Consider the following 16,127-nt stretch of genomic DNA (forward strand, 5'->3'; position numbering starts at 1 on the left):
GCGGCGGGCCGCTTCGGCCACCCCGGGGCGGCCCAAGCGCCCGGGGGCGCCTCCCGCCCCGTGCTCAGCCGGCCTGCGGCTTGCGGGTGAAGCGCCGGGTGAAGTCCTCCATCGCCGCGAACGCCGCCGGGATCACCACCAGGCTCAACAGGGTCGAGGTGATCAGGCCGCCAATCACCGCCACCGCCATCGGCTGGCGGAAGGACGCGTCGGCACCCAGGCCGAGCGCGATCGGCAGCATGCCGGCGGTCATGGCGATGGTGGTCATGATGACCGGGCGCGCGCGCTTGCGGCAGGCATCCACCAGCGCGTCGTGCATGGGCATGCCCTTTTCGTCCTCGGCGATCACCGCGTAGTCCACCAGCAGGATCGAGTTCTTGGTGGCGATGCCGATCAGCATCAGCAGGCCGATCAGCGCCGGCAGCGACAGCAGGGTGCCGGTGACCAGCATCAGCCCGAAGGCACCGCCGGCCGACAGCGGCACCGCCATCAGGATGATCAGCGGATGGCTGGCGTGGTTGAACAGCAGCAACAGCACCGCGTACACGCAGAACAGGCCCGCGCCCATCGCCAGCGCGAAGCCGACGAAGAGTTCGACGAAGATCTCGGAGTCGCCGGTGTTCTGAACCTGCACGCCGGGCGGCAGCCGCTGCAGCGACGGCAGCTTCTGCACCTCCGCCATCACGTCGCCCAGCGGACGGCCGTTGAGCTCGGCGGTGAAGGTGATGTTGCGCTGGCGTCCGAAGCGGTTGACCTGCGAGGGGCCGGTGCCGGAGCGGATCTCGGCCACCGCCGACAGCGGCACCGTGCCGCCCTTGGCGCTGGGCACGCGCAGCAGCGACAGCAGGGCGTCGTCCGACAGGCTGTCCTCGGACAGGCGCACGCGGATCGGCACCTGGCGGTCGGGCAGGTTGAGCTTGGCCAGGCGCTGGCGGAAGTCGCCGCTGGTGGCGATGCGCGCGGCCTCGGCGATGTCGACCGTGGACACGCCCAGGTCGGCGGCGCGGCGCGGGTCGGGCACGATCACCAGCTCGGGACGCAGCAGCGAGGCGGTGGAGCTGACCGTGCCCAGGCCGGGCAGCGAGCGCAGGTCGCGTTCGAACTCGCCGGCCGCCTGGTACAGGCGCACCGGGTCGTCGCCGCTGAGCACCAGCATCAGCTGTTCGCCGGGCTCGCTGCTCAGGAAGCGCTGGCGCACGCCGGGCAGCTGCTCCAGGCGCCGGCGCACCTCGCGCTCGAGGTCTTTCTGGCTGCGGTCGCGGCTGCCCTCGGGGCCCCAGTCGAGCACCATCGTCACCTTGCGCACTTCGCCGATGCCGTTCACCGCCGGGTCGCCGAGGTCGAGCACGCCGCCGACGGTGGCATACGCCTGGCGCAGCTCCGGGATGTCGCTGATCAGCGCGCGGGCGCGCTCGCTCATCGCCGCGGTCTGCTCCAGGCGCGCGCCGGGCGGCAGCTCCAGGCTCAGGTTGCTGCGTCCCAGGTCCGAGCCCGGGATGAAGGTGGCCGGGATCAGCGGCACCAGCGCCAGCGAGCCGATGAACATCGCCAGCGCCAGTCCCAGCGTCAGGAAGCGGTTCGCCAGCGCCCATTCGACCAGCCGGAGGTAGCGCGTCATCAGCGCCGATTCCTTCTCGACGTGCGGCTTGGGCTTGAGCTGGTAGGCCGCCATCATCGGCGTCAGCAGGCGCGCCACCATCAGCGAGAAGATCACCGCGGTGGCCGCGGTCCACCCGAACTCCAGGAAGAACTTGCCGGCGATGCCGGGCATGAAGGCCACCGGGATGAACACGGCGGCCAGCGTCGCCGAAGTCGCGATCACGGCCAGGCCGATCTCGTCGGCGGCCTCGGTGGCGGCGGCCTTGGGCGACTTGCCCATGGCCAGGTGGCGGTCGATGTTCTCGACCTCGACGATGGCGTCGTCGACCAGGATGCCCACCACCACCGCCAGCGCCAGCAGCGTGATCATGTTCAGGCTGAAGCCCAGCAGCCAGATGACGCCGAAGGTCGGGATGATCGACAGCGGCAGCGCCAGCGCCGAGATCCAGGTGGCGCGCCAGTCGCGCAGGAACCACCACACCACCAGCACGGCCAGCGCCGCGCCTTCCCACAGCATCGCCATCGACGAGCCGAACGAGGCGCGGATCTCGTCGATTGCGGTGCTGACGAGCTTGAACTCGATGCGCGGGTTCTCGGCCCGCAGTTCCTCGATGGCCGCCTCGATGCCTTCGCCGACCGCGATCTCGCTGGAGCCGCGGGTGCGGCTGATGCCGAAGCTCACCACCGGCTGGCCGTCGATCATGGCCAGCTGGCGACGCTCGGCGTTGCCGTCGGTGATCGTGGCCAGGGCCGACAGCGGCAGCTGGCGGCCGTCGGGCAGCGCGATCGGGAACTGCTCGAGCTGGCGCGCGCTGTCGACGGTGGCGACCGCGCGGATCGCCTGCTCGCTGCTGCCCTGGGTGGCGCGGCCGCCCGAGCGCTCGAGCTGCGAGCGCGCCAGCTGCGCCGACACGTCGCCGGCGGTGATGCCATAGGCCGCCAGCACGCCCGGCCGCAGGTCCACCTGCACTTCACGGGTGATGCCGCCGCTGCGCACCACGGTGCCGACGCCGCGCACCGAGAACAGCTTCTTGGTCACGTCGTTGTCGACGAACCAGCTCAGCTCGTCCTCGCCCAGGCTGTCGGACGAGACCGCGTAGGTGACCAGGGTGCCGCCGACGATCTCGATCTTCGCGACCACCGGATCCTCGATGTCGGCCGGCAGCTCGGCGCGGATGCGGGTGACGGCGTCACGCACCTCGTCCAGCGCATCGTCCAGCGGCTTGCCGATGCGGAACTCGACGAAGGTGGTGGACGAGCCTTCGACCACGGTGCTGACCAGCTTGTTGATGTCGGCCAGGCTGGCGACCGCGTCCTCGACCTTGCGGGTGACCTCGGTCTCGAGCTGGCTGGGCGTGGCGCCGGGCAGCGCCACGGTGACCGTGACGCCGGGGTAGGACACGTCCGGGAAACGCGATACCGCCAGCTGCCGGAAGCCGAACAGCCCGACCAGGGTCAGCAGGATGAACAGCAGGATGGCCGGCAGCGGCCGGTTGATCGACCAGGCGGAGAAGTTCATGCGGCTCAGCCCCCGGTGGCCGCGACCACGCGCACGCGGTCGCCGTCGGCCAGGAAGCCGGCGCCTTCGACCACGACCTGTTCGTCGCCCGCCAGGCCCTCGAGCACCTGCACCACGCCGCCTTCGCGCACGCCCAGTGCGACCCGGCGCTGCGCGACGACGTCGCCTTCGCCCAGCACGAACACGTAGCGGTAGCCGTCGCGCTCGACGATGGCCTGGTCGGGCACGGTGCGCGCGGGCAGGTCGCCCAGCACCAGCGCGCCCTGGGCGTACATGCCGGCGCGCAGCGCGCCGGGCGCGGGCAGGTCGGCGTAGACCACGCCGGTGCGGCTCTGCGCATCCAGCGCTGGCGACACCGCCCGCACGGTGCCGGCGACGGCGGCGCCGTCCGGGCCCTGCAGCTCGACCGCGACGCCGGGCGTGATGCGGATCAGGTCGCGCTCGGGCAGCTCGGCGCGCCATTCCAGGCGGCCGTCGCGGATCAGGGTGAGCAGCTCGGTGCCGGCCGACACCACCCGGCCCGGCTGCACCAGCCGCTGCGAGATCACGCCGGCCGCCGGCGCGCGCAGGGTGGCGAAGCCCAGCCGCAGGCGGGCGTTGTCGAGCTGGGCCTGCGCGGTCTGGCGCTGGGCCTTGGCGGTGAGTTCGCCGGAGGCGAGCTGGTCGGCCTCGCTGTCGGAGATCAGCCGCTCGCGGCGCAGCGTTTCGCCGCGGCGGGCGTTGGCGCTGGCCACCGCCAGGCTGGCCTCGGCCTGGGCCAGCACGGCCTCGGCCTGGCGCAGCTCCATCTGCAGGCTGCGGGTGTCGAGCTGCAGCAGAGGCTGGTCCTTGGCGACCACGTCGCCGACTTCCACCCGCACCTCGGCGACACGCTGGCCGGACAGTTCGACGCCCAGGGCCATCGGCTCCCAGGCGGCGATCGAGCCCGAGGCGACCACCCGCTGCGGCAGCGTCTGCTGCAGCGGCGCGGCGACGCTCACCGTCAGGCTGGGCGCGGGCTCGGCCGGCGGCGCGTCGTCGGCGCAGGCCGCCAGCAGCAGGGTGGACAGCAGGAGCAGGGCCGGGAGGCGCGATCGGGTCATGGCAAGGGGCCGGCGGAAGCGATGGTGCGCATTGTCGCAGAGCCGACCGCGGGCCGGACGTGAGCGGCGCCGCCCGGGTTGGCGCGGCTTAAGCCACCCCGGGCGATGTCCTTTTGGGTAGCCTGTTGCCGTTCCTACCGGGGCCGTCTCTGGAGCCAGCATGACCACCACGCCGCACGCCGATACCGAGGCGCCCGATCGCGCCAAGCGCCTGGCGGCGCTGGACAACGACACCGCGCTCAAGCGCCTGGAGGACGCGGCCCCGCTCGAGATCGCCAACCTGCTGGGGCGGATGCCGCCGGCCCGCGCCAACAGCCTGCTGGCCGACATGGAGCCCGGTCGCCGCGCCAGCGTGATGGCGGCGGCGCCGGCGGGCACCGACTGGGGCGACGGCCAGCGCTACGCCGAGGGCACCGTGGGCCGCCTGCTGGAGGATCCGCCGGCCGTGTTCGCCAGCGGCACGCCGGTGGCCGAGGCGATCGACGCCCTGCGCGACGTGGTGAAGACGCGCATGGTCACCTACCTGTGGGTGGTCGATGGCCAGCAGCGCCTGCTGGGCGTGGTGGCCTTCCGCGAGCTGCTGTACGCCGACCGTGCGCGCAGCCTGGACGAGGTGATGATCCGCTCGCCGTTCTGCCTGCGCCCGGCCACCACGCTGGTCGAAGCCATGCGCGAGGTGGTGACCCGCCACTACCCGGTGTACCCGGTCTGCGAGGAGGACGGCCGGCTGGTCGGCCAGGTGCGCGGGCAGGTCCTGTTCGAGCAGCAGGCGTTCGAGATCTCCGCCCAGGCCGGCGCCATGGTCGGCGTCGAGAAGGAAGAACGGCTGGCGACGCCGCTGTGGCGTGCCTTCCGGTTCCGCAATCCCTGGCTGCTGGTGAACCTGCTCACGGTCTTCGTCGCGGCCGGCGTGGTGGGCTACTTCGAGGACACGCTCGAGCGCGTGGTGGTGCTGGCGATGTTCCTGCCGGTGCTGGGCGGGCAGAGCGGCAACCTGGGCTGCCAGGCGCTGGCGGTGATGCTGCGCGGCATGACCCTGGGCGAACTGCGCGGCCTGGGCGTGGCCCGGCTGGTGATGAAGGAAGCGCTGCTGGGCCTGCTCAACGGACTGGTGACGGGCGCGCTGGCGGGCGCGGCCATGTATTTCGTGGTGTCGCGCGACGGCAGCAGCAATGCGCTGCTGCTGGGCGGGATCACGCTGGCGGCGATGGCGCTGAGCTGCATGGTCGCCGGCCTGGCGGGTTCGCTGATCCCGCTGGTGCTCAAGCGCCTGGGTGCGGACCCGGCCACGGCCTCCAGCATCTTCCTGACCACGCTCACCGACGTCGTGAGCATGGGCAGCTTCCTCGGCCTGGTGGCCTGGCTGGTGCTCTGACGCCGGGGTGCAGCAATGATTGCTGCACTGCAACGTGCATCGATCCCGGGCCCGGGCCACGATGTTTTCGCTTCCGACGTGGGGGAGGGAGCCGAAAAGCCCGCAGCTGCCAAGCGCTGCGGGCTTTTCTTTTTTCGCCGCCCCCCCCTCCCCCCGCGATTCCCCTGTTTTTTGTAGGAGCGCCTTCAGGCGCGAATCTTTTCGCGAGAAGCTTCGCGCCTGAAGGCGCTCCTACAAAAAGCGCCGCAATCAAGCGAAGCCCCGCACGCACGAGAAGCGCCGCAAGCAAGCGAAGCCCCGCGAGCACGAGAAGCGCCGCAAGCACGAAAAGCCCCGCACGCCCGAGCGCCCCCGCGCGTGCAAACCACCCCGTGCATGACAGAATCGCGGCATGACCCCGCTGCCCGACCTCGACGCCGACCTCGCCGCACTGCTGGAGCGCGCGATGGCGCGACTGGCCGAGCGCGCGCCCGAGGCCGTGGCCGACCCGACCGATCGCGCGCGGCTGGCGCGGCTGGCGCTGTGCAGCGATTTCGCCATCGACACCCTGTGCCGGCAGCCCGCGCTGGCACGGTCCCTGGACGCGCCCATGACCGCGCCGCCGGGCCTCGAGGCGGGCGCCGACGCCGACTGGGGCACCCTGCTGCGCCGCTGGCGCACGGCCGAATCGACCCGCCTGGTGTGGCGTGACCTGCATGGCTTCGACGACGTCGACGCCACCCTGGCCGGCAGCAGCCGCATCGCCGACCTGGCGCTGCAGTCGGCGGTCTCGGCGCTGTCGGACCAGCTGGCCGAGCGCCACGGCGTGGTGCGCAACGCCGCCGGTGAACAGCAGTCGCTGGTGGTGTTCGGCCTGGGCAAGCTGGGCGGCGGCGAGCTCAACTTCAGTTCGGACGTGGACCTGGTCTACGCCTTCCCCGAACACGGCGAAAGCGACGGCGCCCGCGCGCTCGATGCCGAAGCCTGGTTCACGCGGCTGGGCCAGCGCCTGGCGCAGCTGCTGGGCGACGTCACCGCCGACGGCTTCTGCCATCGCGTCGACCTGCGGCTGCGGCCCTTCGGCGCCAGCGGCCGGCTGGCGCTGAGCTTCGGTGCGATGGAGCAGTACTACCAGCGCGAAGGCCGCGACTGGGAACGCTACGCCTGGATCAAGGCGCGGCCGGTGGCGGGCGACCTCGCCGCCGGCGAACGCCTGCTGGCGACGCTGCGGCCCTTCGTCTACCGGCGCTACCTCGACTACAGCGCGCTCGATGGCCTGCGCGAGATGAAGGCGCTGATCAGCGCCGAAGTGCAGCGGCGCGAACTGGCCGAGGACCTCAAGCTCGGCCCCGGCGGCATCCGCGAGGTCGAGTTCCTGGTACAGGCGCTGCAGCTGATCCGCGCCGGGCGCGAGCCGGCGCTGCGCGGCCGCGCACTGCTGCCGGCCCTGGCCGGCATGGCCAGCGCCGGCCACGTCCGTCCCGCCACGGCCGAGCGCCTGGCCGCCGCCTACCGCGGGCTGCGCCGGCTGGAGAACCGCGTGCAGATGCTGGCCGACCAGCAGGTGCACGCGCTGCCCGAGGATCCACTGTCGCGGCGCCGGATCGCGCTGGCGCTGGGCCACCGCGACGAGGCGGCGATGCTCGAGGCGCTCGACGGCCACCGCAGCGTGGTCGCCGAGGAGTTCGCCGGGCTGCTCGAGGCCCGCGGTCGCCGCCGCGCCCCGACCAGCGCGCTGGTGCAGTACTGGCGCGCGCTGCCCGACGGCGGCACGCCCGAGGCGCTGGCCGACGCCGGCTTCGCCCAGCCCGAGCGCCAGGACGCGGCCCTGCGCGACTTCGCCCGCACGCCCGCGGTGCGCGCGCTGTCGAGCCGCGGGCGCCAGCGCCTGGACAACGTGATGCCGGCCCTGCTGGCCGCGGCGGCGCGCAGCGAGGCGCCGGACGCGTCCCTGCCGCGCGGGCTGGCCCTGCTGCAGGCGGTCACCCGCCGCACCAGCTACCTGGCCCTGCTGGAGGAACAGCCCGCGGCGCTGGCGCGGCTGGCCGACGTGACGGCGCGCAGCGCGCTGCTGTCCGAACGCCTGGCCGCGCATCCGCTGCTGCTCGACGAACTGATCGATTCGCGCGCCGCCGGCCCGGTGCCGGACGAAGCACAGATCACCGCACTGGTCGCGGCGGCGCGCGCGGCCTTCCCGCCCGGCGACACGGAAGCCGCGCTGACCGCGCTCAACGAACTGCGCCAGGCCATCGGCTTCCGGCTGGCGCTGGCCACGCTGGGCCTGCGGCTGCCGCCGGCCGACGCCGCGCGCCGGCTGGCGGCGCTGGCGGCGGAGCTGCTGGCGGCGACCCTGCACCTGGCGGAGGCCGACATCATCGCCGCGCACGGGCGGGTGCCCGGGGCGGGCCTGGCGGTGCTGGGCTACGGCAGCCTCGGCGGCCACGAGCTCGGCTTCAGCTCCGACCTGGACCTGGTGTTCCTGCACGACGCCGCCGCCGACGCGCCCTCCGACGGCGCCCGGCCGCTCGACGCCACCCGCTACTTCGGCCGCCTCGCGCAGCGCCTGGTCAGCCTGCTGGGCACGGTCACCGCCGCCGGCAAGCTCTACGAGGTGGACGTGCGGCTGCGGCCCGACGGCGCCACCGGCATGCTGGTGTCCGGGATCGACAGCTTCGCCGACTACCAGCGCCAGCGCGCCTGGACCTGGGAGCGGCAGGCGCTGGTGCGCGCCCGGGCGATCACCGGCGCCCCGGCGGTGTGCGCGGCCTTCGAACAGATCCGCCGCGAGACCCTGGCGCAGCCGCGCGAGCCCGACGGCGTGCGCGACGACGTGGTGGCGATGCGCCGCCGCATGCGCGCCGAACTCGACCGCAGCAATGCGCTGCGCTTCGACTTGAAGCAGGGCGAGGGCGGCCTGGTGGACCTGGAGTTCCTGGTGCAGGCCCGCGTGCTGCAGTTCGCGCACGCCCACCCGGCCCTGTGCGAGCCGCGCGACACGCCCGCCCTGCTGCACGCCCTGGCCGACGCCGGCGCCCTGCCGCCCGAACGCCTCGAGCCCCTGCTGGCGGCGCATGCCCTGATGCTCGACATGGGCCTGGACTGCACCCTCGACCTCCGGCCCCGCCTGGTCGCCCCCGACGAGGCCCTCCACGCGGCCCGCCGCGCGGTGATGGAGGCCTGTCGCGAAGTCGGGTTGGCGTATTGAACACGGATCAGAGCGGAAAGAGCGGATAAGAGCCGATAAGGCTAAAAAACTTGGGATGGGTTTTCGCAAGGCAATGACGTCCCGCCGTGCGCCCATCCCTGTTTGCCGTATCCGCTTTTATCCGCTCTTTCCGCTCTGATCCGTGTCCAAAAAACCGCTCTTTCAAAGCCGTTCTTTCAAAGCCGCCACGACCCGCGCCAACTCCCGCACCGGTTCGGCCGCCACGTCATGCGGCAGCTTGCCCAGCGCTTGGATGCGCCCGCGGGCCAGGAGGTCGTCGAGGTAGCGCTTCACGCGTCCGGTCGCGCGGCCGGGTTCGGCGACGTACACCGGCGCCGCGGTGGCACAGGCTTCCGAGACCATGTTCACCGAGTCGGGCGACACCACCACGCGGTCGGCCCAGGCCAGCGCGCCGGCGTAGGGATTGGGGCCGTCGCTGGCGTCGAACCAGCGCAGGCCCGGGGTGTCGGCCCAGTAGCTGCGCGACAGCATCGCCAGCTGCGCGGGCGTGCGCCGCGAGCCGATCACCAGCAGGCTGCCGCCCTGCACCGCCAGCCAGTGCTCGAGCCTGGCCGCCATCACCTCGAACGCGCCGCGGTCGAAGCGCACCGCCGGCGTCCGCCCGCCCAGCAGCACCACGGTGCGCGGCGAGGGCAGGGCGGCGAAGCCGGGGAAGGCCGCCCGGCCGTCGGCCAGCCAGGCGTCGTCGACCGGATTGAGGCTGCCGCACAGCGTGACCACGTTCGGACCGCGCAGGCCGTCGTGCGCGGGGGCCACGACCAGGTCCCAGTGCGACGGATCCAGGCGCGGGTCGAGCAGCTGCACCGTCCGCGTGCCGCGCGCGCCCAGGAGCCGCGTGGCCAGGGCGGGCCGCCGGCCGCAGCCGACCGCCAGCGCCGGCGGCGCGTCCAGCAGCGTGCGGAAGGCGGCGCCGAAGGCCGCGTCGGCGCCGGGCAGTCGCCGCGGCGCCAGCCAGGACCAGGGCGCGCGCGTCACCAGCGCCAGTTCGCGCGCCGCGGGGTCGAGCGCGCGCGCCAGAGCCCACGCCTGCTGGCGGTGGCCGGCGGCGCCGTCGTGGAGGCACCAGGTCGGGGAGTCGTGCGGCATGGCCGAAGCCTAGCCGGAAAACCGGCGGCGCCGCGAATCGCGCGCCGCCGGCGGGTCGGGATCAGTCGCCGACGAAGCGGGTGCCGAAGTTGATGCTGGCGCCGTCAACCAGGCGGGTATTGCCGCTCAGGCCCATCACGATGGTGATCGGGCGGCGGAAGAAGCGCCGCGCCTGCGCTTCCGTCAGGCCCCACTGCTGCACCAGGCTGCGCTGGCTCAGCACGCCGCCGATGCACATGCGGGTGCCGGACTCGTACTGCACTTCGTACTCGTCGGGCTGCAGCGTGCCGAAGCGGTTCACCGAGGTCAGCGACGTGCTCAGCGAGCCGCCGAAGGGCAGGCCGGTGGCCGGGTTGATCAGCGCCGGGTCGTCGAGCACCTCGCTCTCGAAGCGGTAGGTCGGGGTCAGGCGGAAGCTGTACTGCGCCGGCGCACCGGTGTAGTTGGCCAGGCTGTAGGACACGATCGGCGTCTGCCAGTGGCAGAGCAGGCTCTCGGCGCTGCGGCCGGGCAGGGTGATGCTGGCCAGGTCCGGGGCGTTGATGGGCGTGGGCGCCGGCGCGGGCGCCAGCTCGATGCAGTTCTCCAGCGCGGGCTCGCCGGCGACCGGCGAGCAGTTGTCGGTCAGGGTCATGTTGATCGAGACCAGGCCCAGCCACTTCACGGCCTTGCCGAAGGTGTCGGGGTCGCCGACGTCCTCGACGGTGAGCGCCAACGGCGTGATGGCGCCGGCCTTGGCCGGCTTGGCCTCGCGGGCGAGGGTCTGCTGGCCGGCGGCCAGCGCGTCCGCCAGCGGCGGGGAGCGGAAGCCGTCGGCCTCCGGGGGTGGGGCGGCCAGCGCGATGGCGGGGGCAAGCAGCGCGGCGAACAGGGCGGTGCGGGTCATGCGACGTCTCCGTGGCGAGGCTCGCGCGCCGGGCGGCGCGGCGAGGGGACGGCGGAAAGGCCGGGCCCACTTCACAAGACGGAATTTGGCGTCCGGCTGGGGCAAGGACCCGCCACGGAGGGCTTGGCGCGCAACGATACGTTGCGTGGCCCCGCCTATGTTGCAGCAGCAGGATGACTACACTGCCCTCACTCGCCGGCCCACAGGCTGGCGGCCCACCCCGGAGACCCCGCATGAACCTCAAGCGCCTCGCCCTTGCCAGCCTGCTCGCCGTCGCCGCCTTCGGTGCCCAGGCCGCCGACAAGTACCGCATCGATCCGACCCACACCCAGGTCGAGTTCACCTACAGCCACATGGGCTTCTCGAACATCACCGGCCGCTTCGACACGGTCCAGGGTGAGTTCCTGTTCGACCCGGCCAACCCGACCCAGTCCAGCGTCGACATCACCATTCCGGTCGACAGCATCAGCACCGGCGTGGACAAGCTCGACGAGCACCTGCTCAAGGCCGATTTCTTCGACGCCGCCACCTACCCGACCGCCACCTTCAAGAGCACCGGCGTCACCGCCGCGGGCGAAGGAAAGCTCGACGTGGCCGGCGACCTGACCATCCACGGCGTCACCCGTCCGGTGGTGCTGGCCGTGACCATCAACAAGATCGGCGAGCACCCGATGGCCAAGGTCCCGGCCGCCGGCTTCGACGCCACCACCACCATCCTGCGCAGCGACTATGGCGTCGGCGGCTACGTGCCGGTGGTCGGCGACGAGGTCCGCATCGACATCACCGTCGAAGCCACGCTCGCCCAGTAATCCCCCGTACCGTAGGAGGGCCTTCAGGCCCGAGGCTTTTCGCCGAAAGGCTTCGGGCCTGAAGGCCCTCCTACCGACAAAAAGGGGTCAGGGTGGATATCTGTTTCAAACAGATATCCACCCTGACCCCTTTTCCGCTTTTTCGTGGCGCTCGGCGGGGCGTTTGGGGTGTAAAATCGCCGTCTGTCCACGAGGATCCCCGCCATGTCGCGAACCGACACCGCCACCGGCCGTGCCGCGGCCAACACCGAGCGCCGCTACGAAGTTCGCCGCGCCGACCTGCCGCTCTCGTGCCCGACGCCGGCCATGGCCCTGTGGAACTCGCACCCGCGCGTCTACCTGCCGGTCGAAGCCAACGGCAGCGCCACCTGCCCGTACTGCGGCGCCGTGTTCGTCCTGAAGGACTGACCCGGGCGCTCGCATGCGCCGGCTCACCGTCGTCCAGTTGCTGCCGGCGCTGCACAGCGGCGGCGTGGAGCGCTCCACCCTCGAGATCGCCGCGGCCCTGGTCGCCGCCGGGCACCGTTCGATCGTCATTTCCGAAGGTGGTCGCCTGGTCGACGCCCTGGTCGCGGGCGGCAGCGAGCACATCGCACTGCCCCTTGGCCGCAAGTCGCCGGCCATCCTGCCTGCCGCTTTCGCACTGCGCCGCCGGCTGGCCGCGCTGGCGCCGGACATCGTGCACGCCCGCTCGCGGCTCCCGGCCTGGCTGGCGCGGTTCGCGCTGCGTGGCTTGCCGGCACCGCGGCCGCGCCTGGTCACCACCGTGCATGGCCTCAACTCGCCGGGCCGCTACAGCGGCGTGATGTGCCGCGGCGACGCCGTGGTCTGCGTGTCCACGACCGTGCACGACTACGTGCGCCGCCATTGGCCCGGCACCGATCCGGCGCGCCTGCGGGTGATCCCGCGCGGCGTCGATCCGGCGGACTTTCCGCGCGGCTTCGAGCCCGATCCGGCCTGGCGCGCCGCCTGGGCCGCGCGCCATCCGGCGCTGCAGGGCGGGCGCGTGCTGCTGATGCCCGGTCGCGGCACGCGGCTCAAGGGTCACGCCGAGGCCATCGAACTGCTGGCGACGCTGCGCGGGCAGGGCCTGGACCTGCGGCTGTGGCTGCCCGGCGCCGACGCGCCCGGCCGCGGCGCCTACCTCGACGAACTGCGCGCGCTGGCCGCCGCCCGCGGCGTGGCCGACGCGGTCGTCGCCAGCCCGCCGCGCGACGACATGCGCGAGGCGTACGCAGTGTCCGACCTGGTGCTGCAGCTCTCGGCCAAGCCCGAAGCCTTCGGCCGCACCGTGGTCGAGGCGCTGTCGATCGGCAGGCCGGTGCTGGGCTGGGACCACGGCGGCGTCGGCGAACTGCTGCGCGCGCTGTGTCCCGCCGGCGCCGTGCCCCTCGGCGATCGCGCCGCGCTGGCGCAGGCGGCGCGTGCGCTGCTTGCCGCGCCGCCGCCGATGCCGGTTACCATCCCCCACACCCTGGCGGCGATGCAGTCCGCCACCCTGGAACTCTATGACCAGCTCGTCGCCGACTGACGCCAGCCTGCGCTGGGCCCCGTGGTGGGTGCTCGCCTTCGTGGCGCTGTGGCCGCTGCCCGGGCCGGCCGAAGTCGTGCTCTCGCTTGGCGCGCTGGTGGCGCTGGCCTGGCTGGCGCTGTCGCGCTTCCGCGGCGGCATGGCCCTGCTCAGCCACGAGGCCTGGGCGCTGACCAGCGTGCTGTTCTTTGCCTACTGGCTGCCGGAGGTGTTCTCGTCGGTCGACGCCGTCGATGCCGGCCGCGCGCTGCGCGAGTCGCTGGTCGACCTGCGCTACCTGCCGTTCCTGTGGCTGGTGGCGATGGCGGTGTCGAGCGCGCGCGGCCGTCGCCTCACGTTCGGCGGCCTCGCGGTCATCGCCGGGCTGTGGCTGGCCGATGCCCTGGTGCAGGCCGGCACCGGTTGGAGCCTGGGCGGGCCGGCCACCGCCGATCGTCTCAGCGGCGTGTTCGGGGCCGACAACCTCAAGCTGGGCCTGGTGCTGGCCAGTCTGGCGCCGTTCCCGCTGGCCGCGGCGGCCCAGCGGCTGGGCGCGATCGGCTGGGGGCTGGTCGCGGCGGCGCTGGTGGTGGTGGTGCTGCTGGCCGGCGCCCGCGCGGCCTGGCTCACGCTGGCCCTGGTGTTGGCCTTCAGCGGCTGGCGGCACCTGGGACTGAAGCGTTCGCTGGTCGTGCTGGGGCTTGGCGGGCTGCTGCTGTTCACGCTGTCGGTGACGATGTCGGACAAGCTGCAGGAGCGCGTGGAGCGCACCGAGGCGGCGCTCGAAGGCGGCACCGAGGGCGTCGACCATGCCTTGTCGGGTCGGCTGCCGATCTGGCGCACGGCCTGGAACATGGCCCTGGCGCATCCGGTCAACGGCGTCGGCGTGCGCGGCTTCCGCAAGGCCTACGCCGACTACGCCGCGCCCGACGATCCCTGGCTTGCCGATGCCGAGCACGGCGCCGGCTACCACGCACACCAGATCGTGCTCGAAGTGCTGAGCGAAACCGGCGGCCTGGGCCTGCTGCTGTGGCTGGGTGGCGTGGCGCTGGCGTGGCGGGCGTGGCGCTTCGCGACCCCGGAGGCGCGCGACCAGGCGCGGGCGCCCGCGCTGGCGCTGTTCGTCACCGTGTTCCCGCTCAACACCCACCTCGCGTTCTATTCGACGTTCTGGGGCGGACTGACGCTGCTGTTGGCGGCGCTGTACGCCGGCAGCCTGCTGGCCGCGCCGGCACGCGCCGCCGAGTGATCCGCAGGCCGTGCGCTGCCGGCTGCTGACCGCGCCCCTGCAGGCCACGGCCGCGCTGGTGGCGCGGCTGCCGCAGCGCGCCCTGCTGGCGCTGGGCCGCGCGCTGGCGTGGCTGGGCCGGCCGCTGCTGCGCTCGCGCCGGCGCATCGCCGCCATCAACGTCGCGCTGTGTTTCCCCGCGCTCGAGGCCAAGGCGCAGCGCCGGCTCGCCGACGCCACCGTCGCCGACACGGTGGTCGGTGCGCTCGAGATGCTGCGCGCCTGGCATGCGCCCGCCGGCAGGCTGCGCGGCCTGGCCGAGGTCGAGGGCCTGGAACACGTGAAGGCTGCGCTGGCCGCGGGCCGCGGCGTGCTGCTGCTCACCGGGCACTTCACGTCCTACGAACTGGCGCTGCGGCTGCTGGGCGAGGCGCTGGGGCGGCCGGTGCGGCTGGTGGCGCGCGACCACAACCACGCCTGCCTGCAGGCCTGGATCGAAGCCTCGCGACGGCGGGTGTCGGGACCGACGCTGCCGAAGAAGCGCGGACGCGAGCCGCTGCTGGCCGCGCTGCGCGCCGGCGAGGTGGTGGGCTACCTGGCCGACCAGGATTTCAGCTACCGGCACGTGTTCGTGCCCTTCTTCGGCGTGCCGGCGGCGACGCTGGCCGGCGTGCCCGGGCTGGTGCAGGCCAGCGGCGCGATCGCGCTGCCCCTGCAGGTGCGGCGAGGCGAGGACGGCCGCTACCGGCTCCGGATCGAACCGGCCTGGCCGGACTGGCCCAGCGGCGACGAGGGGCGCGATGCCGCGCGCTACCTGGCCTGGCTGGAAGCCGCGGTGCGCGACGCGCCCTCGCAGTACCTGTGGGTGCATCGCCGCTTCAAGACGCGGCCGCCGGGCGAACCGCCGCTGTACTGATCAGTCGTAGCGGCGCCGGCTGCCGTCGGGCTGGCGCTTGAAGCGCTGGTGCAGCCACAGGTACTGCTCGGGACAGCGGCGCACCAAGGCTTCGAGCGCCGCCATCACCCGGGCGGTGTCGGCGGTGGCGTCGCGCGACGGGAAGTCGTCCAGCGCCGGCAATATCTCGATGCGATAGCGGCCATCGGCCAGTCGCTCGTGGAACAGCGGCAGCACCGCCGCGCCCGACAGGCGCGCCAGCTGGTGGGTGGAGGTGAGGCTCCAGGCCGGCTGGCCGAAGAAGGGCACGAACACGCTGTCGCCGCGCCGGGTTTCCTGGTCGGGCGCGAACCACAGCAGGCCGCCCTGCTTGAGGTAGCGGATCACCGGCCGCAGTTCGTCGCGCGCGAACATCGCCACCGCGTGCCGCAGGCGGCCGCGGCGGACCGCCCACTCCATCGGCGGCTGCTCGTGCGGGCGGTACATGCCCGCCAGCGGGATGTGCTGGCACAGCATGCGCATGCTGATTTCCAGCGTGGTGAAGTGGGCCGAGACCAGGATGACGCCGCGGCCGCCGGCGCGCGCCGCCTCGAGGTGCTCCAGCCCTGACAGTTCGCACTCGGACGGCGCCGGCAGCCGGCCCCACCAGGCCCGCAGGAACTCGAATACGCCCAGCCCCAGGGCCCGGAAATTGCGGCGCAGCAGGGCCTGGCGTTCGGCCTCGGACCGTTCCGGGAAGCACAGCGCGAGGTTGGTGGCCGCCGTGCGGCGGCGCGCGCCCAGCAGCCGGTACAGCGCCGCGCCCAGCGCCGGCCCCAGCGCACGGTGCAGGCGCAGCGGGGCGCGCGCCAGCGCCCAGCCCAGGGCAATCATCAGCCAGGTGGGCCAGTGGCGCGGGGACAGCGGCGGCGAGGGTTCGGCCATGGCCGCCAT

General features: G+C 73.2%; 12 protein-coding genes. 7 read left to right on the forward strand and 5 right to left on the reverse strand.

Going from position 1 to position 16,127, the window contains the following annotated elements; genetic code table 11:
• Positions 1-64: 64 nt before the first annotated feature.
• Together VFQ84_RS06140 and VFQ84_RS06145 are read right to left on the reverse strand one after the other, a co-directional pair.
• On the reverse strand, positions 65-3,118 hold the full coding sequence (locus VFQ84_RS06140) for an efflux RND transporter permease subunit (RefSeq protein WP_325130278.1): 3,054 nt from the start codon (positions 3,116-3,118) through the stop codon (positions 65-67).
• Between the two features lie 5 nt (positions 3,119-3,123).
• Positions 3,124-4,200, reverse strand: coding sequence for an efflux RND transporter periplasmic adaptor subunit (locus VFQ84_RS06145; protein WP_325130280.1), 1,077 nt, complete (start codon positions 4,198-4,200; stop codon positions 3,124-3,126).
• Positions 4,201-4,360: 160 nt separating this feature from the next.
• Here VFQ84_RS06145 and VFQ84_RS06150 point away from each other — a divergent pair, with 160 nt between their 5' ends.
• Positions 4,361-5,575, forward strand: a complete 1,215-nt coding sequence (locus tag VFQ84_RS06150) for a magnesium transporter (protein ID WP_325130282.1) — start codon at positions 4,361-4,363, stop codon at positions 5,573-5,575.
• 391 nt (positions 5,576-5,966) lie between these two features.
• The gene (gene glnE, locus VFQ84_RS06155) at positions 5,967-8,759 is read left to right on the forward strand and encodes a bifunctional [glutamate--ammonia ligase]-adenylyl-L-tyrosine phosphorylase/[glutamate--ammonia-ligase] adenylyltransferase (protein WP_325130284.1); all 2,793 of its coding nucleotides are present in this window, start codon (positions 5,967-5,969) and stop codon (positions 8,757-8,759) included.
• Positions 8,760-8,921: 162 nt separating this feature from the next.
• Here glnE and VFQ84_RS06160 read toward each other — a convergent pair whose 3' ends face one another.
• Both VFQ84_RS06160 and VFQ84_RS06165 read right to left on the reverse strand, forming a co-directional pair.
• Complete coding sequence (locus tag VFQ84_RS06160; RefSeq protein ID WP_325130286.1) at positions 8,922-9,866, reverse strand: mitochondrial fission ELM1 family protein; 945 nt, start codon at positions 9,864-9,866, stop codon at positions 8,922-8,924.
• 61 nt (positions 9,867-9,927) lie between these two features.
• Positions 9,928-10,752, reverse strand: coding sequence for a hypothetical protein (locus VFQ84_RS06165; protein ID WP_325130287.1), 825 nt, complete (start codon positions 10,750-10,752; stop codon positions 9,928-9,930).
• A 233-nt stretch (positions 10,753-10,985) separates the two neighbouring features.
• Here VFQ84_RS06165 and VFQ84_RS06170 point away from each other — a divergent pair, with 233 nt between their 5' ends.
• From VFQ84_RS06170 to VFQ84_RS06190, 5 genes are all read left to right on the forward strand, one after another.
• Positions 10,986-11,561 carry a YceI family protein gene (locus tag VFQ84_RS06170; RefSeq protein ID WP_325130289.1) on the forward strand — a complete coding sequence of 192 codons (576 nt, stop codon included), beginning with the start codon at positions 10,986-10,988 and terminating at the stop codon, positions 11,559-11,561.
• Between the two features lie 204 nt (positions 11,562-11,765).
• Complete coding sequence (locus VFQ84_RS06175; protein ID WP_325130291.1) at positions 11,766-11,969, forward strand: zinc-finger domain-containing protein; 204 nt, start codon at positions 11,766-11,768, stop codon at positions 11,967-11,969.
• A 13-nt stretch (positions 11,970-11,982) separates the two neighbouring features.
• Positions 11,983-13,092 carry a glycosyltransferase gene (locus tag VFQ84_RS06180; RefSeq protein WP_325130295.1) on the forward strand — a complete coding sequence of 370 codons (1,110 nt, stop codon included), beginning with the start codon at positions 11,983-11,985 and terminating at the stop codon, positions 13,090-13,092.
• Positions 13,070-14,320 (forward strand): O-antigen ligase family protein, encoded by a 1,251-nt coding sequence (locus tag VFQ84_RS06185; protein WP_325130297.1) that lies wholly within the window; start codon positions 13,070-13,072, stop codon positions 14,318-14,320. Before VFQ84_RS06180 ends, VFQ84_RS06185 begins: the two co-directional genes overlap by 23 nt.
• Positions 14,321-14,330: 10 nt before the next feature.
• Positions 14,331-15,215 (forward strand): lysophospholipid acyltransferase family protein, encoded by an 885-nt coding sequence (locus VFQ84_RS06190; protein WP_325130298.1) that lies wholly within the window; start codon positions 14,331-14,333, stop codon positions 15,213-15,215.
• On the opposite strand, the gene lpxL is transcribed toward VFQ84_RS06190, so the two are convergent.
• Positions 15,216-16,118: an LpxL/LpxP family Kdo(2)-lipid IV(A) lauroyl/palmitoleoyl acyltransferase gene (gene lpxL / locus VFQ84_RS06195; protein ID WP_325130300.1), complete on the reverse strand. Its 903-nt coding sequence runs from the start codon at positions 16,116-16,118 to the stop codon at positions 15,216-15,218. It lies immediately after the preceding gene.
• Between the last annotated feature and the right edge of the window lie 9 nt (positions 16,119-16,127).

The organism is Arenimonas sp., from assembly GCF_035721105.1.
In the GTDB taxonomy this organism is placed as follows: Bacteria; Pseudomonadota; Gammaproteobacteria; order Xanthomonadales; family Xanthomonadaceae; genus Arenimonas.